Below are 20102 nucleotides of genomic sequence, written 5' to 3'. Positions count from 1 at the left end.
CTGAGAGGTGTGGCAATCAACTTCAGACAGAAGTCGCGCCGCGCAGTAATCTATCGGTTTAGCGCAAGTCTTTAGCCAAATCGATCGATGGAGGATGATCCTTGTATGACGAAACAACCGCCCGTCACTCAACCAGCCGCCAGCGCCGCCGATATCGAGCGTTCGATCCAGGCCCTGAACAAAATGGCTGAACGCCTCTGGGGGGAGGGTCGAGAGGCGGAAGCCAAAGCCCTGCTCGATGCTCTCGACGCCTTGAACCGGGCGCTCGACCGAATTCGCATTGGTGAGAGCCGCAGGGCCGCTACCCTGCATTGAACCTGGCGCTTACGGCTTGAGAATCAGCAATGGCTCAGCTTTCTTGACGATGTAGGTCGCCAGTTCCGACCCCTTGTCCTGGCCGACGTTCCTGGCGATATGCGCCACGCCCTCAGGAATGAACAGCGAATCTCCCGTCTTCAGTGTCACTGGCGCCCTGCCTTCCAATTGATATTCAAAAGTGCCGCTGATCACGTACGCCACCTCGACACCGGGGTGCGCATGTTTCGGTGAAGTCACTCCCGGGGCGAAATCGACTCGCGCCTGAATCACTTCGCGATCATTCGCACCGAGATCCTCGCGAACCAGATCGGTACGGCTCAAACCTTGCTGCCAGCTCTTCGGTTGAGTGTCCGCCGCGTGAGCGATACCGATCATTGAAATGACTACCGCAGCAGTGGCCAGAAACAGGGGACGGCGCATGGTGTTGCCCTCTTGAACGTAGTGGTGTGGAGGGCTTTATTCTGAGTGCAGCATGTTGGCGGAATGTGTCGCAAGCCGGACGTTTGTTATGCGCATGTGTACACGAACGGGCTGGATACACGCTTATACAAAAGAGTCTTGGTCTTGCCGCAGCGCCAACAGCCAGGTTCGGAAAGCGACGATCTTTTTCGAGTTGGCGGTTTCATGCGGCGAGATAAATCCCAAGGGCTATGTCGCCGCACTGGAGCTGGATAATGCTCAAGTGCTGACGGAAGGCCCGGCGATCCTGCAGTACCTTGTCGACCTCGTACCGGGCAATCGACTGGCGCCCGCACCCGGAACCTGGGCGCGCACGCGCTTGCAGGAACAGTTGAATTTCATCAGCACGGAAATCCATGGCGCTAGCGCGCCGCTGTTCAGCGCGGACATTCCCGAAGCGATCAAGGCCATCTTCAAGCACAAGCTGTTCAAGCGCCTGGACTATCTGAACCGCACTCTCGCCGACCAGGACTGGCTGATCGGCGACTTCAGCGTCGCCGATGCCTATTTGTTTACCGTGCGCAGATGGCTACCGACCTTCAACATCGACATCGTCGACTGGCCAGCGCTCGACGCTTACATGCACCGTATCGGTTCGCGCCCCTGCGTGGCGGCGGCGCTCGCGGCTGAAGCGGCAACGCAAGCAGTTTGATCAGGGCGCAGCAGCCGGCAGATGTTGTTGCGTCAGAGCGCCAGGACTTTCCCCGGTATCCGGTGCAAACGCGGCGATATACACCAACCCGACGACATTTGGCTGATTGCCGGCCTCGGTAATCACTGCGCCACCCCAGAATCCGTGTACCAGCACAATCGTCGGCTTGTTGCTCATGGCCCTGCTCCTGTATGAAAAGAGAAGATGGTTTGCCTGTTTCGTGCAGAAGTATGGTGCCGATCGCCCGAACGGGCCATGTCGGCAACGAATCTGTAAACTGACGCGATCTTCACTCGCTCAAACAAGAGAGCCCCATGGCCAATCAAGACATCATCTTCACCCCCGATCCGGATGCCGATTCCATTTCCTCCGACGTCACTACGTTCAACGGCATCATGGTCTCCACGCAGATCCCGACCCGGGCCGACGGCAGCCTGGAACTGGGTGGCATCACCGAGCAGAGCGAATGCACGCTGCAGGCGCTGAAAGTCGCACTGGAGCGCGCCGGCAGCTCGATGGATCGGGTCATGCACCTGACCATCTACCTCACCGACATGGCCGACCGCGGCGCGTTCAACGAAGTCTACCAACGCTTCTTCGCCAAACCGTGGCCGGTGCGTGCGGCAGTGGGCGTGGCGTCGCTGGCCGTTGAAGGGATGCGCGTGGAAGTCACGGCGATGGCGGCCAAGGCCTGATCCCCGACAGCTCGTGTTGGCGTCCGACAGGCGCGCATTGATACTGAATGTGCCGACGCCTTCGCGAGCAAGCCCGCCCATACAGGGTTGTGTACCACAGTGTGTACGAACCTGTTGGCGATACATCGACTTGCAACCAAAGCCTTTTTCGACACAGCCCGGATACGTCCCTGCGCTCAAATGCACTCAAGGTTTCAAGGGTTCACAAAGACCCCTCGGCCAAAGGTTCGCACAGGAGACGTCAGCATGAAAAAGGCACTGCACACCCGCAACACCGCGTTCGGTTTGTCGATTCTGGCTTTGTCGTTGTTCGGCGCAGTGACCAGCGTTCAGGCGCAAGCGGTGGAACCTGCGACCGTCAGCTATTCGGCGCCCTCGCCCTTCGGCCCGTTGAAACATGTGAAGGCCGGCGTGCTCGACGTCGCCTATGCCGAAACCGGCCCCGTCGACGGCCCGGTGGTGATCCTGCTGCACGGCTGGCCCTACGACATTCACAGCTACGACGAGGTCGCGCCGTTGCTCGCGGCCAAGGGTTATCGGGTGTTGATGCCGTATGCGCGCGGTTACGGCGATACGCAGTTTCTCTCCAAAGACACCCTGCGCAACGGCCAACCGGCGGCGCTGGCCAGTGATGTGATCGACTTCATGGATGCGCTGAAGATCAAGCAAGCGGTGCTCGGCGGTTATGACTGGGGCGCGCGTTCGGCGGACATCGTCTCGGCGCTGTGGCCGGAACGGGTAAAGGCATTGGTCTCGGTCAGCGGTTACCTGATCGGCAATCAGGCCGCCGGGCAGAACCCGCTGCCGCCCAAGGCCGAATTGCAGTGGTGGTATCAGTTCTACTTTGCGACTGACCGTGGCCGCGCCGGTTACGAGAAGAACACCCACGACTTCGCCAAACTGATCTGGCAAACCGCCTCGCCGCAATGGAAGTTCGACGACGCCACGTTCGACCGTAGCGCCAAGGCGTTGCAGAACCCCGATCACGTCGACATCACCGTGTTCAATTACCGCTGGCGTCTGGGCCTGGTACAGGGCGAAGCGAAGTACGCAGCGCTGGAGCAGAAGCTCGCCACGGCACCGTCGATCAGCGTGCCGACCATCACCCTTGAAGGCGACGCCAACGGTGCACCGCACCCGGCGCCGGAGGATTACGCCAAGCGCTTTACCGGCAAGTACCAGTTCCGCTTGATCAACGGCGGCATCGGCCACAACCTGCCGCAGGAAGATCCGCAGGCGTTTGCCAAGGCTGTGATCGATGCCGACCACCTGTAGAAACAAAAAAGCAGTCAGCCGCGAAGGCTGACTGCTTGATTATTTGATAGTGGGCTTGAGGCTTGAGGGATGGTCCCGTTTTACAGATGCTTGCCTGAACGGACGCCATCGCGAGCAGGCTCACTCCTACAGGGGGAACGCATTTCAAATGTAGGAGTGAGCCTGCTCGCGATCACGCCCGACCAGACACCCTCAACCCCGACTAACGTACGCGATCAATCGGTTGGCACAACCAGATCCAACGCCTTGTTCACCCCCAACTCCCCCAACATGACCACTTGCGCAATGCCCAGCAGCGTCTGGCGTACGCGTGGGCAACGGCGCAAGGTGTTATAGCCGTTATGACGTAACAGTGCGTGTAAGTTAAAAAGCCCCTCACCCTAGCCCTCTCCCAAAGGGAGAGGGCTAGGGTGAGGGGGGAGGTACGCCGACGTGGAATTTCGAGGTGAATTCAGGTGGGTAACGGCTTGGGTTATTTGACCAGGCGTTTTTCTTTTGATGGGCGATAGCCGAAATACGAGCTGTAGCACTTGCTGAAATGACTCGGCGAAACAAACCCGCAAGCCACCAGCACCTCCACCTGCGACAACTCAGTGTGCTGCAACAAACGCCGCGCTTCGGTAATTCGCAATTCCAGGTAATAACGCTGCGGTGTGGTGCCCAGTTGTTCCTTGAACAGACGCTCCAACTGCCGACGAGAACGCCCGGCGTACACCGCCAGTTGCTCCAGCTCCAGCGGTTCCTCAAGATTGGCATCCATCAGTTTCACCACCTCTCGCAACGGCGCACTGACGCAGAGGTTTTCATCCGGTTTGATCCGCCGGTAGCGCGATTCTTCGAAGGCCAGAATATCCTCGATGCCTTCGACCAAAGCTTTGCCGTGCAGGCTCTTGATCCAGTCCAGCGCCATGTGAAACGCCCCGGACGGACTTGATGCCGTCAGGCGGTCGCGATCGATTACGTAGGGTTCACTGCTGACGTGGGTGGCTTTGGCGATTTCGGTCAGCGCCGGACGGTGCTCCGGGTGGATTGCGCAGCGGTAGCCATCGAGCAGCCCGGCGCGGCCGAGAAACCACGAGCCATTCCATAACCCGGCAAGCGAGATGCCGCGCTCCGCTGCTGATCTGAGCAAGCCGATAAACTCATCACTTGCGCGCAGTTCGGTGCGATACCCGCCACACACCACCAGCAGATCCAGTTGCGCCAGCGCGGCTGAATCCAGACGTGCATCGGGGCGGATCACCAGGCCCAGGTCACTGATGACTTCGCCGGCGCCCAAACCAAACGTACGCGACGAAAACAGCCCCGGGCGCAGCAGGTTGGTGGTGACAACCGTGTCCAGCGCCTGGGTAAAGGCCGGCAGTGAAAAATGTTCGAGCAGCAGAAAACCGGTGCGGGTCAGGCGCGTGTCATCCGCGCCTTGCTCATTCAGATAGCGGAGGTTTTTCCCCTTCATGCCTCCGCTGAATTGGCGTCGTTCGATCAAGTTATGGTCCATCGGTCATGTTGTTATGCCCCGATAGTTGGCTTGATCGGTCAAAGAGTCAATCACGCCTGTGGTTGATGGCTGGTCACGCAGTGAATTCCGCCCCCGCCAGCGGCGATGGCATCGATGTTGAGCTGGACGATTTCGCGATCCGGATACAGTTGCGAAAGCAGATCGAAAGCCTTTTTGTCTGCCGCTTTATCGCCGAACTCCGGGGCGATGATCGCGCCGTTGATGACGAAGTAATTGATGTAACCGGCGGCAAAGTCCGGGTTGTTCTGGTTGAACTTGCTTTTGCGCGGTTTCAGCGGCGGCGACATCGTGTGGATCTGCAATTTGCGGCCATCAGCATCGGTGGCGTTCTTGAGGATTTCCAGGTGCGCCAGGGTGACCTTGTGATCGTAGGATTCAGGGTCGGTGTCGAGGTTGGCGATGACCACGCCGGGCTTGATGAAGCGCGCGTAGAAATCGACGTGGGCGTCAGTGATGTCCTTGCCCTTGATGCCCGGCAGCCAGATGATTTTGCGCAGGCCCAGGCGTTCCTTCAATTGCGCTTCGACATCGGCCTTGCTCCAATCAGGGTTGCGGTTGCTGTTGATCCAGCTGCTCTCGGTCATGATCCCGGTGCCGTGACCGTCGACCTCGATGCCACCGCCCTCACCCACCAGATCGGTGCGTATGTACGTGGCTTGCGCGTCGTCGGCGACCAGTGCGGCGATCTTCGAGTCTTTACCGTGCTGCTGTTTGCCACCCCAACCGTTGAAGTTGAAGTCCACCGCGCCCAAACCACCCTTGTCGTCGATGACGAAATTGGCGCCGATGTCGCGCATCCAGATGTCATCCAGCCCGGCAGTGACGTAAGTGATATTGCGCGTACCGCAAAATTCTTCGGCGAGGCTGCGTTCGTTCTTGCGGCAGAATACGGTGACCGGTTCAAACCGGGCGATGGCGCGGGCAATGCGGCCGAGAGCTTCCTGGACGTCTTCGGTGAAGTCTTCCCAGATCGCGTCCTGCGCGCCGAAAGCGATGTAGGCGCGCTCATGTTTGTCGCCTTCGTCGGGCATGAACCAGCGGCCTTGCGCGGCAGCCAGGACTTTGCCCGGCGAAAGGCCCAGGCCTGTAACCGCAGCGCTGACAGCGGCGACCACCGAGGCCTGTTTGATGAAATCGCGACGAGTCGTCATGTTGCTTTTCCTGTAGAAAAAAGGGCCGGCGCAATACGCCGGCCATGGATCATTTGCCAGTGGCAGTCTTGAATTTGGTCCAGGTGCGCATACGCGCTCGCATATCAGCCTGGGGAATGTCCTTGCCCGGAATCAATCGAGCATAGGTCGCTTCGTCGAGGTAGATGTCCGGGTTGTCACGCATGCTCGCATCGACGTTCTCCCGCGCCTTGGCGTTGGAGGTTGGGTAGCCGGTGAAATTGCTGATCGCCGCCATGTTCGCCGGGCGCATGACGAAGTTGATGAATGCATAGGCGTATTCCGGGTGTTTGGCGTCGACCGGAATCGCCATGGTGTCCATCCACACCGTGGTGCCTTCGCGAGGCACGCGATACTGAAACCTGGTGTGCTTACCGGCACTGTCCGAGGTGCGCTGGGCCTGAGTCATGTCGCCGCTGTAGCCGAGTGACAGACACAGGTTGCCGTTGACCAGATCGGTCACCGGTTGCGACTGGAACTTGCGGATGTACGGCCGCAACTTCATCAGCAATTCACTGGCGGCGGCCAGATCCTCGGCTTTGCCGCTGCGCGGATCGCGACCGAGGTAATTGAGCACCACCGCCAAGGCCTCGTCCGGCGAGTCGATCATCGAGATGCCGCAATCGGCAAACTTCGCCGCCAGCTCCGGTTTGAACAGCATGTCGAGGCTGTTGACCGGTGCATCGGCCATGCGTTTTTTGATCTGCTCTTCGTTGTAGGTCAGGCCGATGGTGCCCCAGGTGTAAGGCACCGTGGCTTTGCTGGAGTGCTCGTAATGGCCGCGCAGTTTCTGCAAGCCGGGTTCGATGTCGGCCAGTTCGGTCAGCTTCGCTTGATCCAGCGGCATCAAGCTGCCGGCGCGCATCAAGCGTTCGGCGACGGTGTCACCGGGGAAGATCAGGTCGTAACCGCTGCCGCCGGACAGCATCTTCGCCTCCAGTGTTTCGCTGCCGTCCATGACGTCGTAGATCACCTTGATCCCGGTTTCCGCGGTGAAGCGACTCAAGGTGTCTTCGGCAAAGTAGTCGGCCCAGTTGTACAGCCGCAGGGTTTTGTCTTCGGCGTGCAGCGACGGCATCAAGCAGATCAGCGCCAAGCCGATCGCGCCGCGCAAGCGTTTGTGATGGATAGCCATGTCAAACCCCTTGGGTGTTCCAGCGTGCATGAAGGTGGCGACCGTCCTGACTCAGCAGCGGCCCGTACATGTCCGGACGCCGATCGCGATAGATGCCCCAGCTCAAACGCTCTTCGCGCATGGCCGCCAGATCGAGGCGCTGCACCAGCACACCGGTGCTGTCGCGGTCAGCGCTGGCGAGCAACTGGCCTTTGTGGTCGCTGATGAACGACGAGCCGTAAAAGCTCATTTGCAGGCTCGGATCGGTGGTCGCGGTTTCTCGACCGACCCGATTCGACGCCACCACCGGCAGCAGATTGGCAGCGGCATGGCCGCGCATGGTCATCTGCCAGTGGTCGCGGGAATCCAGCACCGCGCAGCCCGGTTCCGAGCCGATGGCGGTCGGATACAGCAGCACTTCGGCGCCCATCAACGCCAGGCAACGGGCAGTTTCCGGGAACCACTGATCCCAGCAGATGCCGACGCCGAGGCGGCCGAACGCGGTGTCCCAGACTTTGAAACCGGTATCGCCGGGGCTGAAATATTCCTTCTCTTGATAACCGATGGCGTTGGGGATGTGCGTCTTGCGGTACACGCCCAACAGGCGCCCGTCGGCGTCGGCCACGCTCAGCGAATTGAAGTAGGCGTTGCCGGCCTTTTCGAACCAGCTCAGTGGCAACACCACGCCCAGTTCACGGGCCAGTGCGGCGAAGCGCGCAAGCACGCGGCTGTCGCGGTATTCCTCGGCCAACGCCATGTGTTTATGGCTTTGCTCGATGCAGAAATACGGCGTGGCGAACAGCTCCTGCAACAGGATCACTTGCGCGCCCTGCTGCGCCGCTTCGCGCACGAGCTGCTCGGCGCGATCAAGGTTGCCGGATAAATTCCAGGTGCACGGCATCTGGGAGCTGGCGATCGTCAGAATGCTCATGCTTTCAACCTCGCAGCGGCCAGGCTGGCTGCTGCTGGGTGATGCAATGCACCCCGCCGCCGCCATGGGCCAGATGATTGATGCGTACCGGCACCACTTCGCGGCCGGGGAAAGCTTGCTCCAAGACTTTGGCGGCGACGTTATCCGCCTCGATGCCGTAGGCCGGCATGATGATTGCGCCGTTGGCGATATAGAAATTGGTGTACGAGGCGCAGAACACTTCGGCTTCGGTGTCGACGGCGTCGGTGGCTTCGAACAGTTCGATCAATTCGAATTTGCGGCCGTTGGCGTCGGTGGCCAATTCCAGCGCGCGACGGTTCTCTCGGGCCACTTCAGCGTACACCGACGATTGATCGTGGGTGGCGTCCACCAGCAATACGCCGGGACGGGCGAAGGCACAAACGCCGTCGACGTGGCCGTCAGTCATGTCGCCGGTGACGTAATCCGGATCGCCTGGCAGCCAGATGGTTTTCTTCACGCCGAGCAAACGGCTGAAGATTTCTTCCATCTCGGCTTTGCCGATGCCGGGGTTGCGATTGGGGTTGAGCAGCACCGATTCGGTGGTGATCAGCGTGCCTTCGCCATCAACGTGAATCGCCCCGCCTTCGTTGCTCAGCGGCGTGCCGAAGCATTCCAGACCGAGGTGGTTGAGCGCACGGCGCGCCAGGCTTTCATCCAGATCATGCGCCGACTTGCCGCCCCAGGCGTTGAAGCGCCAGCTCACACCGGCCAATCCTTGCTGCGGATGGCAGACAAAGGTCGGGCCGGAATCGCGGCACCAACTGTCATTGACCTCCAGGGCAATCAGCTCGATGTTCGGTCCGCAAAGGGCTTTGGCACTGGCGATGGCCGATGGGTCGACCACCAGTTTCACCGGTTCGAAACGGGCGATGGCATTGGCCACGCGAGCGAAATCTTCCTGCACCTGCGCCAGGGTCACGCGCCAACCCGACTCCCACAAGGTTTTGTTGTGCGGCCAGACCATCCATGTCGCGGCATGGGTCATCCACTCCGCCGGCATCATCCAGGCGCTGTTTTTATTGTCGTTGTGCTGCATGATAAGCCTCGTTAGTTAAGCCAATGTGTTCACGCCGCCAATGCTACGGACGCGCAAACAGGCAAACAAACGATGGATTTAGCGGATAACTGATTAGAGGAGCTTATCGATATGCTTAAACACTGGCCGCCACTCAGTTCCCTGCGCGGCTTTGAAGCCGCCGCCCGGCTCGGCAGTTTTCACAAGGCAGCCGAGGAGTTGAACCTCACTCAGTCGGCGATCAGCCAGCAGATCCGCAGCCTTGAGGCGTACCTGGAACAGCCGCTGTTTTTCCGCAGCGGACGCAGCGTTGCATTGACCGATGCCGGCCACGATTTGCTCAGCACCACGCAAGCGATGCTTCAGCAATTGGCGGTGGGGATTCGGCGTCTGGGCCAGTATCAGAAGCCCAATCAACTGGTGCTCAACACCACGCCGGCGTTTGCCCGGCACTGGTTGCTGCCACGATTGGCGGACTTTCGTGCGCAACATCCGGAAGTTGATCTATGGATCTACAGCACCGATGAGGTGCCGGACATGGCCACGCAAACCATCGACATCGCCGTGCGTGACGACATCAGCGCCCAAGCCGAATGCAGCTTCAAAGTGCTGCATGCCGATCGCCTCTATCCCGCCGGCCATCCAAGCCTGTTGTCCCAACCCGCATCTCGGCGCACCACATTGCATGGTGAGCGGGAAATGGACTGGAGTCATTGGGCGGTCGAGGCCGGAATCGACGTCGGCCAGCAGGATCAGGGATTGAATTTCTCCGATCCCGGGTTGCTGCTCGACGCCGCCTGTGCAGGGCTTGGCATTGCCCTGGTCAGTCAATTGCTCAGCCGTCAGGCGCAGGCTGACGGCGTGTTGCAAGCGCTGGTGGAGGACACCATTCGCGGACCGAACTGGGCGTTGCTGACGCATCGCGACAGTGAGCATGATCCGCTGGCGAAAAGCTTTATCGCCTGGCTATCAACCCATTTGAGTGTTGATCAAACCACCGAAAAGGCACCGGCGCCCAATCTGCCTTCCAGTCGACCGTGAAGCACATAGTGCTGATAGCCACTTGAGAATTCACCGGTGGACACTGCGCGCCTGACATCCTCGTTCAATCGGAAATACTGCGCCTCGTCAAAGTTTTCGGCACTGACCTCGCCCGCACGCCCGAGCAACTCGCTGTCCACGGCAAGGCCCATGCTGCTGAGGTTCTCGAAGTCAATGATGCGATTGACCGCATGTTGCTCCAACACCCCTTGGTTGGGGAACATCGAGTAGATATGCATGCCCTTCTTGGCGCAGCGGCTGCACATGTCGACACAGTTTTTCTGCGTGTTCTTGCGCTGCATCAGTTCCGCAACCGGCATGTCGAGGTACTTGCCGACCTGATATTCGTTCTGATTGAAGATCGTGCAGCACAGGATCGTGTTGCCATTGCAGTCGATCACCAGCCAGTCATCCTTGAGCAGGCAATCTTGCTGAGGGTACTGCCGGGCAACATTGACAATATCGTCGTAGGGCGGCAGCGCCAGTCTTTTCAGGGTTTCATAGTCGGTATCGGTGACAGAAGGATCGCGCTCGATAATGGCCAGCGTTTTCTCCAACGGCATCATCACCGAATAACCGGTGGTGAACTTGAAGCCGAGGCGCTCGCTGAACTCACGCATCAACGCTTCCTCTTCGATGTTATCGAGGTAGCGGTGATAGTAGACATCGACACGGGTACTCAAACCCAATCGCTGCTTGATCTCGTGCAGCGCAATCATGTTCTGTTTTACAACTTCGATATCACCGCCTACATGACCCTTTACGTAGGTGTCCTGGTAAAAGCCTGACAGCGAAATACGGAAGTAACCCGGTTCGGCCAACAAAGCCTTTTCCATGTTCTTGGCGAGATTGAGGTTGGTACTGATACCGCTGCCCATCCCGGCGGCATTGATGATCTCGATGAATTCGCCAATTTTTGGATGAACCAGAGGCTCGGTCCAGTTGTACAGATAAATCGACTTGACCCCTTCTGTGCGGGCCTTTTCGACGATCTGTTTGAACATGTCGATCTGCATGGCTTTTTTGAAGTTGAGGTTTTCCGAGTTGCCCATTGGGCAAGAGGGGCAGCTCAGGTTACAGGCGCCGACAATATCGATGTACATATTCATTGCGAGGGGAAGCTCCAGAGTTCGAAAGTCATGCATCTCATCACTGCACGCTTTCAAGTCGCCGATCGAGTTGGTTTTTTGACGGCATTACTGCGCAAGCTAGCAATAAACGCACCACTTTTCTAAGGCGCCATCAACGCCACAACCCAATCGATAAACACTCGCAACTTCAGGCTGACATGCCGGTTCGGTGGATACGCCAGATAAAGCGGCATAGGGTCGAGCCGCCAGTCTTGGAACAGCGGCACCAGTTCGCCGCGAGCCACATGGGCATCGGACATGTAAGTGGGCAGCCACAACACACCCATGCCTGCCAGGCCCGCCGCGAGGTAAGCATTGCCATCATCGACCGCAAGCACGTGACGCCCTTTGATTTGCAGCTTTTCGCTGGCGTTGTGCAAGGCATACGGCAGCGGTTTGCCGGTGCGCGCCCAGAGGAAGCCGACCACCCGATGATGGGAATCTTCCAGTTCCTGTGGATGCCCAGGCGTCCCGGCCCGAGCCAGGTATTGCGGCGCGGCAAACACACCCAACTGCAGATCGGCGACCTTGCGGGCCATCAGCGACAGATCCATGAGTTCACCACCACGCACCACGCAATCAACGTTCTCATCGATGATGTCGACGATGCGGTCGCTGACGCCCAGGTCGATCTGGATATCCGGATATCGTGCGTGAAACTCCGGCAGCGCAGGAATCAGGATCAACCGCGCAAACGGGCTGGGCACATCCACACGCAGCCGCCCCTTGGGGAGCGGCGCCGCACCGGGCAGACTGCTTTCGGCGTCTTCCATGTCGGCCAGCAACTTGATCACACGCTCGTAGTAAGCGGCGCCATCGGCGGTGACGTTGACCTTGCGTGTCGTGCGATTGAGCAACTTCACTCGCAACCGCGCCTCCAACTGCTGCACCAACTGAGTCACGGTGGTTTTGCTCATGTGCAGGGTTTCTGCCGCTTTGGTGAAACTCCCGGCCTCGACCACCCGCACAAACGCTTGCATTGCATCAAATCGGTCCAATGATCGCGCCTCGATTGTTTGAGAATCACAAACAGTGAACGCCAAGCTTGCGCGTTTATCGCCCGCCTGCAAATACCTACAGTGGCTCCATCCACTCAAACGAAGGAGCCACTTCCATGACTCAGCGCGATGTTGTATTTCCACCCGCACGCCGCACCCTGTATGAACGCCATCGTTACTCGCCGGCCATTCGTTCCAACGGCTTTCTGTTCGTCTCCGGACAAGTCGGCAGCACCGAGGACGGCACGCCAGAGCCGGACTTGAAAAACCAGGTGCGCCAGGCTTTCACTAACCTCAACGCAATCCTCGAAGAGGCCGGTGGCAGCTTCGCTGACGTGATCGATGTCACCGTATTCATCGTTGACCCGCCAGCGAAATTCGAGACGATCTGGGATGTCGTTCTGACCGAGTTCTGGGGCGAGGCACCGCACCCGACGGTAACGGCGGTAGGCGTGACCTGGCTGTATGGGTTCGATTTCGAGATCAAGGTGATTGCGAAGTTACCCGACGCGAGCTGACAGAGCCATTCGGCCATTCATACCACCCTGTTGCGCCCGCTCTGTTTGGCGGCATAGAGCCGCTCGTCCGCGAGTTTCAAGACGCTTGCCGCTGTCGCAGCGTCCGCATCGCGACACGCCACACCGATGGACATCGTCAACCTTCCCACCTGCGGCACCTCGGTTTCCTCGAGGTGCGCGCGGATTCTCTGTGCGATCATTCGCGCGGTCTCCAGAGAGGCGTCAGGAAGAATCAGCGCGAACTCTTCGCCACCGCAACGGCACGCAAGATCGCCCGAACGCGAGTTCTGTTTGAGGATGTCGGCAACGCTTTTCAAGGCAACGTCGCCAGCGTCATGTCCAAAGGTATCGTTGACGCGTTTGAAATGATCTATGTCCAGCGCCAGCACCGCATACCCCTGCCCGGTCTGATCCAGCAGCTCCAAAGAGGCAGCCATGGCGCGCCGATTGGCCAGGCCCGTGAGGGGATCACTTTGTGCTTCATGGCTAAGCTGACCGAGTTTCTGTTGCAGCAACTGCACACCCGCCAGCATCGCCTGGCGGATCGCGGCAGCGTCGCGATACCAGGCATGCACCCGATCCAACCGCTGCGTGGTGTCAGGTGCTGCCAACTGGTCGGCGACCGCCGACAGCTGCCGAAGTGGCCGAGCGATCAGCATCGCTCCAACGAGGATCAGCGCAAGGCCGAACAGACCCGCTGGAATCATCCCGACGACCATGTCGCGCATCAGTTGTCCCAGCGGGGCAAGGCTGCGCTCGCGAGGTCGCTGCACCACCACCGCCCAATTGGCTGCTGGCACCCGGGCATACCCGGCGAGCATCGGCACACCTTTGTAGTTGTCACCTTGCAGGGTCCCGCTCTCACCGCGCAAAGCTGCATCTACCGTAAGGCTCCAGCCCAGGACTTCGCCGATCCGCTTCGGGTCCGGGTGATACAACAGCCGCCGGTTGCCATCGGCCACGAAAGCGAACGTGCCATCGTGATGAAAGTGGCGACTGATAATGGTGTGAAACGCGCTTTGCTCAAGCAAATAGACAGAGCCGCCGACGATCCCGAGAAATGTGCCTGAGGGGCTGAATACCGGTTGCGAAACGAACACCACCAGATTGCCTGCCGAGGAAACATACACCTCACTGACCAGAGGCCGGCGCTCCTTGAGGGCTTGTTGGATACCCTGCGATTGCAGCGTGGCGCCGACAATCTGAAGGCTTTGCGGATACGCCTGAAGGACTTGACCGCTGGCATCCAGGATCGCCACCGAGTTGAAGTCGGTATCCTGTGCCTGCAAGCGCATGGCTTCCCTGCGCAACACCTCTGGTTCCTCCCAATGTTCGGCCAGCACAGTCGCGCTGTAACTCAAACGATTGTGCGCCGCCCCCAGAAACTCGGCGATGCTGGACGCGACTTTCGCCGCGTAGGCACCGTTAGCCTCCAGCGTCGAGTGAATCAGCGCCTCGCGCTGCACGCGATAGGCGACGTAAAGGCTGTTGCACAGGGTCGCCACGACCGATAACAGCACAAACAGCAGTATCAGTCCGCGCAGATCGATCGGCATCGGCCGGGAACGCTTCATCCCGTCACCCGTAGCGCGGATTTCCACTTCTGGACAATTAATGATGTGAGTAACGCTTGATCCATGAACGAAACTTCTGGTGGTGGGCGGGACGCAGTGAGCAGTTGCTGCCACGTTGAGAGTGTCATGGAGAATAGGCAGAGACCTTGCCTTTGTCACAGCACGGAATATCGTGGTAACAGTTTCTTTGAGCTCGTTAAAAGCTGCCCCCCCATAATCGCGCCGCCCTCTTCTAGATGGCGCTGGCCTTTGCGCGTATGAGTCCGTATAACCCTCGCCGATTCGTCTACCCTGAGTTTGCGCCTCACCTCGTAATTTCAGCTCTACCGACGCCCCTGAAACGGAGATTCCCATGCTCAAACAAACCCTGGCACTGACCGCCGGCCTGGCCCTGTCCTTTTCCGCGCTGGTGGCACAAGCCGCCGAGGTGCTGCGCGTCAGCGCAATTCCCGATGAAGCCCCGACCGAACTGTTGCGCAAATTCGAACCGCTGGGCGCGTATCTGGAGCAGCAACTGGGCATGAAGGTGCAGTTCGTGCCGGTGGCCGACTACCCGGCCGTGGTTGAAGCCCTCGCGACCGACCGTCTCGACATGGCCTGGCTGGGCGGTTTCACCTTTGTGCAGGCGCGTCTGAAAACCGATGCAACGACTCCGGTGATACCTTTGGTGCAGCGTGAACAGGATGCGCAGTTCACCAGCAAATTCATCACTGCCGACCCGAATGTACACAGCCTCGCTGACCTCAAGGGCAAGACCTTCGCGTTCGGCTCGGTATCGTCAACCTCCGGCAGCCTGATGCCGCGTTACTTCATGCTGAAAAACGACAACATCAAGCCTGAAGCGTATTTCAGCCGTGTCGCCTACTCCGGCGCGCATGATGCCACCGTGGCCTGGGTGCAGGCCGGCAAGGTGGATGCAGGTGTGCTGAACGCCAGTGTCTGGCAGAAGCTGGTGGATGCCGGCAAGGTCGACACCAACAAGGTCAAGGTCTTCGCCACGACGCCGACTTACTTCGATTACAACTGGACCGTGCGCGGCACCCTTGATCCGGCAGTGGCGGCGAAAATCAAGAAAGCCTTCCTGGATCTGGACCCGGCCAACCCTGAACAGAAGAAGATTCTTGATCTGCAGGCCGCCAGCCGTTTCATCGACACCAAGCCTGAGAACTACAAGGGCATCGAGGAAGCCGCCCGCGCCGCCGAACTGCTGAAATGACCCTGAGCCTCAAACAGGGCAGCCTGCGCCACGCCAATGGCGTCGACGCACTGCGCGGCGTCGACCTGCAGATTGGCGCGGGCGAACAGGTCGCCATCATCGGCCCGTCCGGCGCCGGCAAATCGAGTTTGCTAAACCTGCTGGCCACCGCGCTGCGGCCCAGCAGCGGTGAGATCGAAGTGCTTGGCGAACGCGCCTGGCACTTGTCCGCCCGCCAGCGCCAACGCCTGCGCGCGCGCATCGGCCTGGTGCATCAGGCGCCGCCGCTACCGCCGCGCCAACGCGTGGTAACCGCTGTGCTGGCTGGCAAACTCGGGCAATGGAGCCTGGGCAAAAGCCTGCTCAACCTGTTGCATCCACTGGACGTGGGCGGTGCTCGCGCCGTTTTGGCACGGCTCGATCTGGGCGACAAACTGTTCGCTCATTGCCAGCAACTGTCCGGCGGCCAATTGCAGCGCGTCGGCATCGCCCGGGTGTTGTACCAGGCACCGCAAATTCTGCTTGCCGATGAACCGGTGTCAGCGATGGACCCGGTGATGGCCGGGCACACCCTGTCGATCCTGTCGCGGCATGCCCGCGAGCACAACGTCACGTTGGTGGCGAGCCTGCATGCAGTTGACCTGGCGCTGTCGCACTTTGCGCGGGTGATCGGTTTGCGCGACGGCCAGATCCTGTTCGACAGCCCTTCCGGGCAAGTCAGTGAGGAAATGCTCGACGCCTTGTACGCCAACGAAAAACTGCAATCGCCGGCCGCTGCAGTCGCACCGCTGACTGTGCAGATTCCACGATGCTGAGCGCCGATTCACGCGATCCTGCGGCATGGCCGCGACTGCTGCTGAGCGTCCTGGCGATTGCGTTGCTGTGGCCGGGTATCCAGCTCAGCGAACTGGATCTGGGCGTGCTGCTGCAAGATGACAGCCGCAGCGAAATGGGTCGTTTCGTTTCGGCCTTCTGGCCGCCCGCGCACGATCAAGCGTTCTTGCAGCTGTTGCTCAAAGCCACGTTGCAAACCCTCGCCATCGCCACCGCCGGCATGGCCCTGGCGCTGCTGCTGGCGGTGCCGGCCGGGTTGCTGGCGAGTCGTGCACTGTCGTTGTCCGCCGCCTCGCGCGGTGGCGTGCCGAGCGCCATGGGCCGGTTGTTACGCTGGCCGATTCGCGCCTTGCTGATCTTTCTGCGTAGCGTGCCGGAAATCGTCTGGGCACTGTTGTTTGTCCGCGCGGTCGGTCTGGGGCCGGCGGCGGGCGTGCTGGCCATCGCCATCACCTACAGCGGCATGCTCGGCAAGGTCTACGCGGAGATTTTCGAATCCACCGATCAGCGCCCGGCCCACGCCTTGCTGCAATCGGGCAGCGGCCGGCTGGCGAGTTTTGCCTATGGCGTCATGCCCAATGTCGCGGCGGAACTGCTCTCGTACACGGTCTATCGCTGGGAATGCGCGATCCGCGCGTCAGTGGTGATGGGTTTTGTCGGTGCCGGCGGGCTCGGTCAGCAGATCGATCTGTCGATCCGCATGTTTGCCGGCGGAGAAGTCGCCAGCATGCTGCTGACCTTCCTGATACTGGTGCTGGCCGCCGACCAATTCAGCCGTTTGTTGCGCTGGAGGCTGGCATGAACCGCCTGATCAATCTGCTGCTGATCACCGCTATCGTCGCGGCGGTCTTTGCCTCGTTCAGCTATCTGGGCCTGGATCTCGCTGAGCTCGGCAGCGCCAGCAGCCTGAAGCAGATGGGCGCTTACGTGCAGCGCTTTCTCAGTCCGGACTTGAGCACCGCTTACCTGCGAGCCATTGTTCACGGCTCGATGGAAACCCTCGCCATGTCGGCCCTCGGCACCCTGCTCGCGGCGATGCTGGGAATCATCCTCGCCCTGCCCGCCGCCGGGCGTTTCGGCTGGCCGCTACAAAGTGTTTCGCGGCTGTTGCTCAACGGTTTGCGGGCGATTCCGGAACTGGTCTGGGCGGCACTGATGGTGCTCGCTGCCGGGCTTGGGCCGAACGCCGGCACCCTCGCCCTCGCCCTGCACACCACGGGCGTGCTCGGCCGCCTGTTTGCCGAAGCCCTGGAAAACACCCCGCCGCAACCTGCCGAAGCGATCCGCTTGCAAGGCGGCAATCCGCTTCTGGCGTTCTGTTACGGCACCTTGCCGAACCTTACGCCACAACTGCTCGCCTACATTCTTTACCGCTGGGAAAACAACATCCGCATGGCCAGCGTACTGGGTTTTGTCGGTGCAGGCGGACTGGGCCAGATGCTCTACGTGAGCCTCAGCCTGTTTCAGGAGGCGCAAGCCAGCACGGTAATCCTGGCAATGCTGTTGCTGGTGTTGGCAGTGGATTCGTTGAGCGCCTGGAGCCGGCAGCGCTGGGTCAAGGCGTAAACAGCGCGCCTCGGGCAGTCCTGCGGCCCGCTGCACGTCGGCAGGCGCGATGCCGCAGCAACGCGCCTGCCAGTCGCTTAGTGCGGTGCGCGCGGGATGGTTTTCATCAGGTCTTCAGGGCTGATGTGGCCGACCACGCTGCCCGGTTGCGGCAGATTGAGAATGTGGCCCTTCATTTTGCCGATGATGTGCATCTCGCACGGTTTGCAGTCGAATTTCAGTGTCAGTACTTCATCGCCGTGGATCAACTGCATCGGCGCGACCTTGGTGCGCACGCCGGTCACGCCTTTGGCCTGTTTCGGGCACAGGTTGAAGGAGAAACGCAGGCAGTGCTTGGTGATCATCACCGGCACTTCACCCGCCTCTTCGTGAGCTTCGTACGCCGCGTCGATCAGCTTCACGCCGTGACGGTGGTAGAAGTCGCGCGCTTTCTGGTTATAGACGTTGGCGAGGAAGGTCAGGTGCGAATCCGGGTACACCGGTGGCGGGCTGGTTTCAGCTTTGCGGTGGCCACGCGGGTGCGCAGCGACACGGGCGGCGGTGAGGTTCTCGATCACTTCACGGCGCAGGGCTTTGAGCTGCGAGTTGGGGATGAAGAACGCCTCTGGCGCATCCAGCTTGATGTCGGTGGCGTGGTACTGCGTGGTGCCGAGCTGGCCGAGCAGATCGCGCAACTGTTCCAGCGCCTGCTCAGGCTTGTTGGCCACACCGAACGGACCGTTGAGGGTGACGCTGGCACTGATGCCTTCCTCGCTGGTGGCGGTCACTTCCAGCTGTTGTTCACGCAGACGCGCAACCCAGCTCAGGGCCACGCGACGCTCTGAAGAAGTCTTTTGCAGCGCCTGTTGCCAGTTGTGGTCGAGGTTGCGGTTCAACGGGTGATTCGGTCGCAGCTTGTACAAGCCTTCGGGCATTTCGTTAGGCTCGACGCGATAGCGGTAGCGCTTCTCGCCGTCTTCCTCGAACTCGCCTTTGGCTTCGGCGATGTTGGCGCGGAAACCGACCACTTCGCGCTTGACCAATACGTTCAGGCCATCACCGTTGGACAGCGGCTCGTGGGTCACCACTTGCATGTCACGCTTGGCGACTTTCTCGACGATGCCGACCGGCAGACCGGTGAAGGTCGGCGAGTCGAAAGCGCCGATGTCGATCTTGCGATCAGTGACGAAATAATCGGTGCTGCCACGGTGGAAGGTTTTTTCCGGGTCAGGCAGGAAGAAGTGCGCGGTGCGGCCGCTGGAAGCGCGGGCCAGATCCGGGCGATCTTCGAGCACGTCGTCGAGGCGCTGACGGTAATAGGCGGTGATGTTCTTCACATAGCCCATGTCCTTGTAGCGACCCTCGATCTTGAACGAACGCACACCGGCTTCAACCAGCGCGCGGATGTTGGCGCTCTGGTTGTTGTCTTTCATCGACAGCAGGTGTTTTTCGTAAGCGATCACGCCACCCTTTTCATCTTTGAGGGTGTACGGCAAACGGCAGGCCTGCGAGCAGTCGCCACGGTTGGCGCTGCGCCCGGTCTGCGCGTGGGAAATATTGCACTGCCCGGAGAAGGCCACGCACAACGCGCCATGGATGAAGAACTCGACGGCAGCATCGGTTTCATCGGCAATCGCACGGATTTCCTGCAGGTTCAGCTCACGGGCCAACACCAGTTGCGAGAAACCGGCCTGATCGAGGAATTTCGCTCGCTCAAGGGTGCGGATGTCAGTCTGGGTCGAGGCGTGTAGCTCGATCGGCGGAATGTCCAGCTCCATCACACCCAGATCCTGCACGATCAGCGCATCGACACCGGCGTCGTACAACTGATGGATCAGCTTGCGCGCCGGCTCCAGTTCGTTGTCGTGCAGGATGGTGTTGATGGTGGTGAAAATGCGCGCGTGGTAACGGCGGGCGAACTCTACCAGTTCGGCGATTTCACCGACTTCGTTGCAGGCGTTGTGGCGCGCGCCGAAGCTCGGGCCGCCGATGTACACGGCGTCGGCGCCGTGGAGAATCGCCTCACGGGCGATGGCGACATCGCGGGCAGGGCTGAGCAATTCCAGATGATGCTTGGGCAAGGACATAGTTTTTTTAGT

20 protein-coding genes and 1 pseudogene are annotated in these 20102 nt (G+C 60.1%); 10 read left to right on the top strand and 11 right to left on the bottom strand.

Annotated features, from left to right (window positions below; all coding sequences use genetic code 11):
* The first annotated feature begins 105 nt into the window (after window positions 1-105).
* A complete protein-coding gene (locus ACIPIZ_RS07375; protein WP_064388558.1) occupies window positions 106-315 on the top strand; it encodes a hypothetical protein in 210 nt (69 codons plus the stop codon).
* 9 nt (window positions 316-324) lie between these two features.
* Here the strand turns inward: ACIPIZ_RS07375 and ACIPIZ_RS07370 are convergent, their stop codons facing one another.
* Window positions 325-693, bottom strand: a complete 369-nt coding sequence (locus tag ACIPIZ_RS07370) for a cupin domain-containing protein (protein WP_236708293.1) — start codon at window positions 691-693, stop codon at window positions 325-327.
* A gap of 238 nt (window positions 694-931) precedes the next feature.
* On the opposite strand from ACIPIZ_RS07370, the gene ACIPIZ_RS07365 reads away from it, so the two are divergent.
* Entirely contained in the window at window positions 932-1429 is a 498-nt protein-coding gene (locus tag ACIPIZ_RS07365) for a glutathione binding-like protein (RefSeq protein ID WP_401164769.1), read from the top strand.
* A gap of 6 nt (window positions 1430-1435) precedes the next feature.
* Here ACIPIZ_RS07365 and ACIPIZ_RS07360 read toward each other — a convergent pair.
* Window positions 1436-1564: pseudogene (locus ACIPIZ_RS07360) on the bottom strand (alpha/beta hydrolase); the annotation flags it as partial.
* 179 nt (window positions 1565-1743) lie between these two features.
* On the opposite strand from ACIPIZ_RS07360, the gene ACIPIZ_RS07355 reads away from it, so the two are divergent.
* Window positions 1744-2124 (top strand): RidA family protein, encoded by a 381-nt coding sequence (locus tag ACIPIZ_RS07355; protein ID WP_064388561.1) that lies wholly within the window; start codon window positions 1744-1746, stop codon window positions 2122-2124.
* 246 nt (window positions 2125-2370) lie between these two features.
* Window positions 2371-3399 carry an alpha/beta fold hydrolase gene (locus ACIPIZ_RS07350; protein ID WP_122661268.1) on the top strand — a complete coding sequence of 343 codons (1029 nt, stop codon included), beginning with the start codon at window positions 2371-2373 and terminating at the stop codon, window positions 3397-3399.
* A 472-nt stretch (window positions 3400-3871) separates the two neighbouring features.
* On the opposite strand, the gene ACIPIZ_RS07345 is transcribed toward ACIPIZ_RS07350, so the two are convergent.
* From ACIPIZ_RS07345 to ACIPIZ_RS07325, 5 genes are read right to left on the bottom strand one after another with little or no spacing between them, the layout of a single operon-like run.
* Window positions 3872-4897, bottom strand: a complete 1026-nt coding sequence (locus tag ACIPIZ_RS07345) for a GlxA family transcriptional regulator (protein WP_401164767.1) — start codon at window positions 4895-4897, stop codon at window positions 3872-3874.
* 50 nt (window positions 4898-4947) lie between these two features.
* Window positions 4948-6069, bottom strand: a complete 1122-nt coding sequence (locus ACIPIZ_RS07340; RefSeq protein ID WP_401164765.1) for an agmatine/peptidylarginine deiminase — start codon at window positions 6067-6069, stop codon at window positions 4948-4950.
* Window positions 6070-6118: 49 nt separating this feature from the next.
* Window positions 6119-7222 carry an extracellular solute-binding protein gene (locus tag ACIPIZ_RS07335; RefSeq protein ID WP_401164763.1) on the bottom strand — a complete coding sequence of 368 codons (1104 nt, stop codon included), beginning with the start codon at window positions 7220-7222 and terminating at the stop codon, window positions 6119-6121.
* A 1-nt stretch (window position 7223) separates the two neighbouring features.
* Window positions 7224-8132 carry an N-carbamoylputrescine amidase gene (gene aguB / locus ACIPIZ_RS07330; RefSeq protein ID WP_401164760.1) on the bottom strand — a complete coding sequence of 303 codons (909 nt, stop codon included), beginning with the start codon at window positions 8130-8132 and terminating at the stop codon, window positions 7224-7226.
* A gap of 4 nt (window positions 8133-8136) precedes the next feature.
* Window positions 8137-9189 carry an agmatine/peptidylarginine deiminase gene (locus tag ACIPIZ_RS07325; RefSeq protein WP_105708886.1) on the bottom strand — a complete coding sequence of 351 codons (1053 nt, stop codon included), beginning with the start codon at window positions 9187-9189 and terminating at the stop codon, window positions 8137-8139.
* A 111-nt stretch (window positions 9190-9300) separates the two neighbouring features.
* On the opposite strand from ACIPIZ_RS07325, the gene ACIPIZ_RS07320 reads away from it, so the two are divergent.
* The gene (locus ACIPIZ_RS07320) at window positions 9301-10209 is read left to right on the top strand and encodes a LysR substrate-binding domain-containing protein (protein WP_064388575.1); all 909 of its coding nucleotides are present in this window, start codon (window positions 9301-9303) and stop codon (window positions 10207-10209) included.
* Here the strand turns inward: ACIPIZ_RS07320 and ACIPIZ_RS07315 are convergent.
* Window positions 10158-11318 carry a radical SAM/SPASM domain-containing protein gene (locus ACIPIZ_RS07315; RefSeq protein ID WP_064388577.1) on the bottom strand — a complete coding sequence of 387 codons (1161 nt, stop codon included), beginning with the start codon at window positions 11316-11318 and terminating at the stop codon, window positions 10158-10160. The genes ACIPIZ_RS07320 and ACIPIZ_RS07315 overlap by 52 nt on opposite strands.
* A 122-nt stretch (window positions 11319-11440) precedes the next feature.
* Window positions 11441-12337: a LysR family transcriptional regulator gene (locus ACIPIZ_RS07310; RefSeq protein WP_064388578.1), complete on the bottom strand. Its 897-nt coding sequence runs from the start codon at window positions 12335-12337 to the stop codon at window positions 11441-11443.
* Between the two features lie 116 nt (window positions 12338-12453).
* Here ACIPIZ_RS07310 and ACIPIZ_RS07305 point away from each other — a divergent pair, with 116 nt between their 5' ends.
* Window positions 12454-12855, top strand: coding sequence for a RidA family protein (locus ACIPIZ_RS07305; RefSeq protein WP_401164757.1), 402 nt, complete (start codon window positions 12454-12456; stop codon window positions 12853-12855).
* Between the two features lie 17 nt (window positions 12856-12872).
* Here the strand turns inward: ACIPIZ_RS07305 and ACIPIZ_RS07300 are convergent, their stop codons facing one another.
* Window positions 12873-14429 (bottom strand): diguanylate cyclase, encoded by a 1557-nt coding sequence (locus ACIPIZ_RS07300; RefSeq protein ID WP_401164755.1) that lies wholly within the window; start codon window positions 14427-14429, stop codon window positions 12873-12875.
* Between the two features lie 352 nt (window positions 14430-14781).
* Here ACIPIZ_RS07300 and ACIPIZ_RS07295 point away from each other — a divergent pair, with 352 nt between their 5' ends.
* From ACIPIZ_RS07295 to phnE, 4 genes are read left to right on the top strand one after another with little or no spacing between them, the layout of a single operon-like run.
* Entirely contained in the window at window positions 14782-15645 is an 864-nt protein-coding gene (locus ACIPIZ_RS07295; protein ID WP_401164753.1) for a putative selenate ABC transporter substrate-binding protein, read from the top strand.
* Window positions 15642-16439 (top strand): phosphonate ABC transporter ATP-binding protein, encoded by a 798-nt coding sequence (locus ACIPIZ_RS07290; protein ID WP_064388583.1) that lies wholly within the window; start codon window positions 15642-15644, stop codon window positions 16437-16439. The genes ACIPIZ_RS07295 and ACIPIZ_RS07290 overlap by 4 nt, the downstream gene beginning before the upstream one ends.
* Window positions 16433-17260, top strand: a complete 828-nt coding sequence (locus ACIPIZ_RS07285) for an ABC transporter permease (RefSeq protein ID WP_105708892.1) — start codon at window positions 16433-16435, stop codon at window positions 17258-17260. Before ACIPIZ_RS07290 ends, ACIPIZ_RS07285 begins: the two co-directional genes overlap by 7 nt.
* Window positions 17257-18024 (top strand): phosphonate ABC transporter, permease protein PhnE, encoded by a 768-nt coding sequence (gene phnE, locus ACIPIZ_RS07280; RefSeq protein WP_105708893.1) that lies wholly within the window; start codon window positions 17257-17259, stop codon window positions 18022-18024. The genes ACIPIZ_RS07285 and phnE overlap by 4 nt, the downstream gene beginning before the upstream one ends.
* A 77-nt stretch (window positions 18025-18101) precedes the next feature.
* On the opposite strand, the gene ACIPIZ_RS07275 is transcribed toward phnE, so the two are convergent.
* Entirely contained in the window at window positions 18102-20090 is a 1989-nt protein-coding gene (locus ACIPIZ_RS07275; protein WP_105708894.1) for a U32 family peptidase, read from the bottom strand.
* Between the last annotated feature and the right edge of the window lie 12 nt (window positions 20091-20102).

This window comes from Pseudomonas sp. NPDC087690, assembly GCF_044743175.1.
In the GTDB taxonomy this organism is placed as follows: domain Bacteria; phylum Pseudomonadota; class Gammaproteobacteria; order Pseudomonadales; family Pseudomonadaceae; genus Aquipseudomonas.
The sequence above is the reverse complement of the archived record's forward strand: the minus strand, read 5'-3'. Positions and strand labels throughout refer to the sequence as shown.

Coding starts and splice junctions, on each gene's coding strand:
- ACIPIZ_RS07340 (WP_401164765.1), bottom strand. CDS start 6,069: ATGACGACTCGTCGCGATTTCATCAAACAGGCCTCGGTGGTCGCCGCT.
- ACIPIZ_RS07375 (WP_064388558.1), top strand. CDS start 106: ATGACGAAACAACCGCCCGTCACTCAACCAGCCGCCAGCGCCGCCGAT.
- ACIPIZ_RS07335 (WP_401164763.1), bottom strand. CDS start 7,222: ATGGCTATCCATCACAAACGCTTGCGCGGCGCGATCGGCTTGGCGCTG.
- ACIPIZ_RS07320 (WP_064388575.1), top strand. CDS start 9,301: ATGCTTAAACACTGGCCGCCACTCAGTTCCCTGCGCGGCTTTGAAGCC.
- ACIPIZ_RS07305 (WP_401164757.1), top strand. CDS start 12,454: ATGACTCAGCGCGATGTTGTATTTCCACCCGCACGCCGCACCCTGTAT.
- ACIPIZ_RS07345 (WP_401164767.1), bottom strand. CDS start 4,897: ATGGACCATAACTTGATCGAACGACGCCAATTCAGCGGAGGCATGAAG.
- ACIPIZ_RS07315 (WP_064388577.1), bottom strand. CDS start 11,318: ATGAATATGTACATCGATATTGTCGGCGCCTGTAACCTGAGCTGCCCC.
- ACIPIZ_RS07275 (WP_105708894.1), bottom strand. CDS start 20,090: ATGTCCTTGCCCAAGCATCATCTGGAATTGCTCAGCCCTGCCCGCGAT.
- aguB (WP_401164760.1), bottom strand. CDS start 8,132: ATGAGCATTCTGACGATCGCCAGCTCCCAGATGCCGTGCACCTGGAAT.
- ACIPIZ_RS07300 (WP_401164755.1), bottom strand. CDS start 14,429: ATGAAGCGTTCCCGGCCGATGCCGATCGATCTGCGCGGACTGATACTG.
- ACIPIZ_RS07355 (WP_064388561.1), top strand. CDS start 1,744: ATGGCCAATCAAGACATCATCTTCACCCCCGATCCGGATGCCGATTCC.
- phnE (WP_105708893.1), top strand. CDS start 17,257: ATGAACCGCCTGATCAATCTGCTGCTGATCACCGCTATCGTCGCGGCG.
- ACIPIZ_RS07325 (WP_105708886.1), bottom strand. CDS start 9,189: ATGCAGCACAACGACAATAAAAACAGCGCCTGGATGATGCCGGCGGAG.
- ACIPIZ_RS07370 (WP_236708293.1), bottom strand. CDS start 693: ATGATCGGTATCGCTCACGCGGCGGACACTCAACCGAAGAGCTGGCAG.
- ACIPIZ_RS07350 (WP_122661268.1), top strand. CDS start 2,371: ATGAAAAAGGCACTGCACACCCGCAACACCGCGTTCGGTTTGTCGATT.
- ACIPIZ_RS07295 (WP_401164753.1), top strand. CDS start 14,782: ATGCTCAAACAAACCCTGGCACTGACCGCCGGCCTGGCCCTGTCCTTT.
- ACIPIZ_RS07290 (WP_064388583.1), top strand. CDS start 15,642: ATGACCCTGAGCCTCAAACAGGGCAGCCTGCGCCACGCCAATGGCGTC.
- ACIPIZ_RS07285 (WP_105708892.1), top strand. CDS start 16,433: ATGCTGAGCGCCGATTCACGCGATCCTGCGGCATGGCCGCGACTGCTG.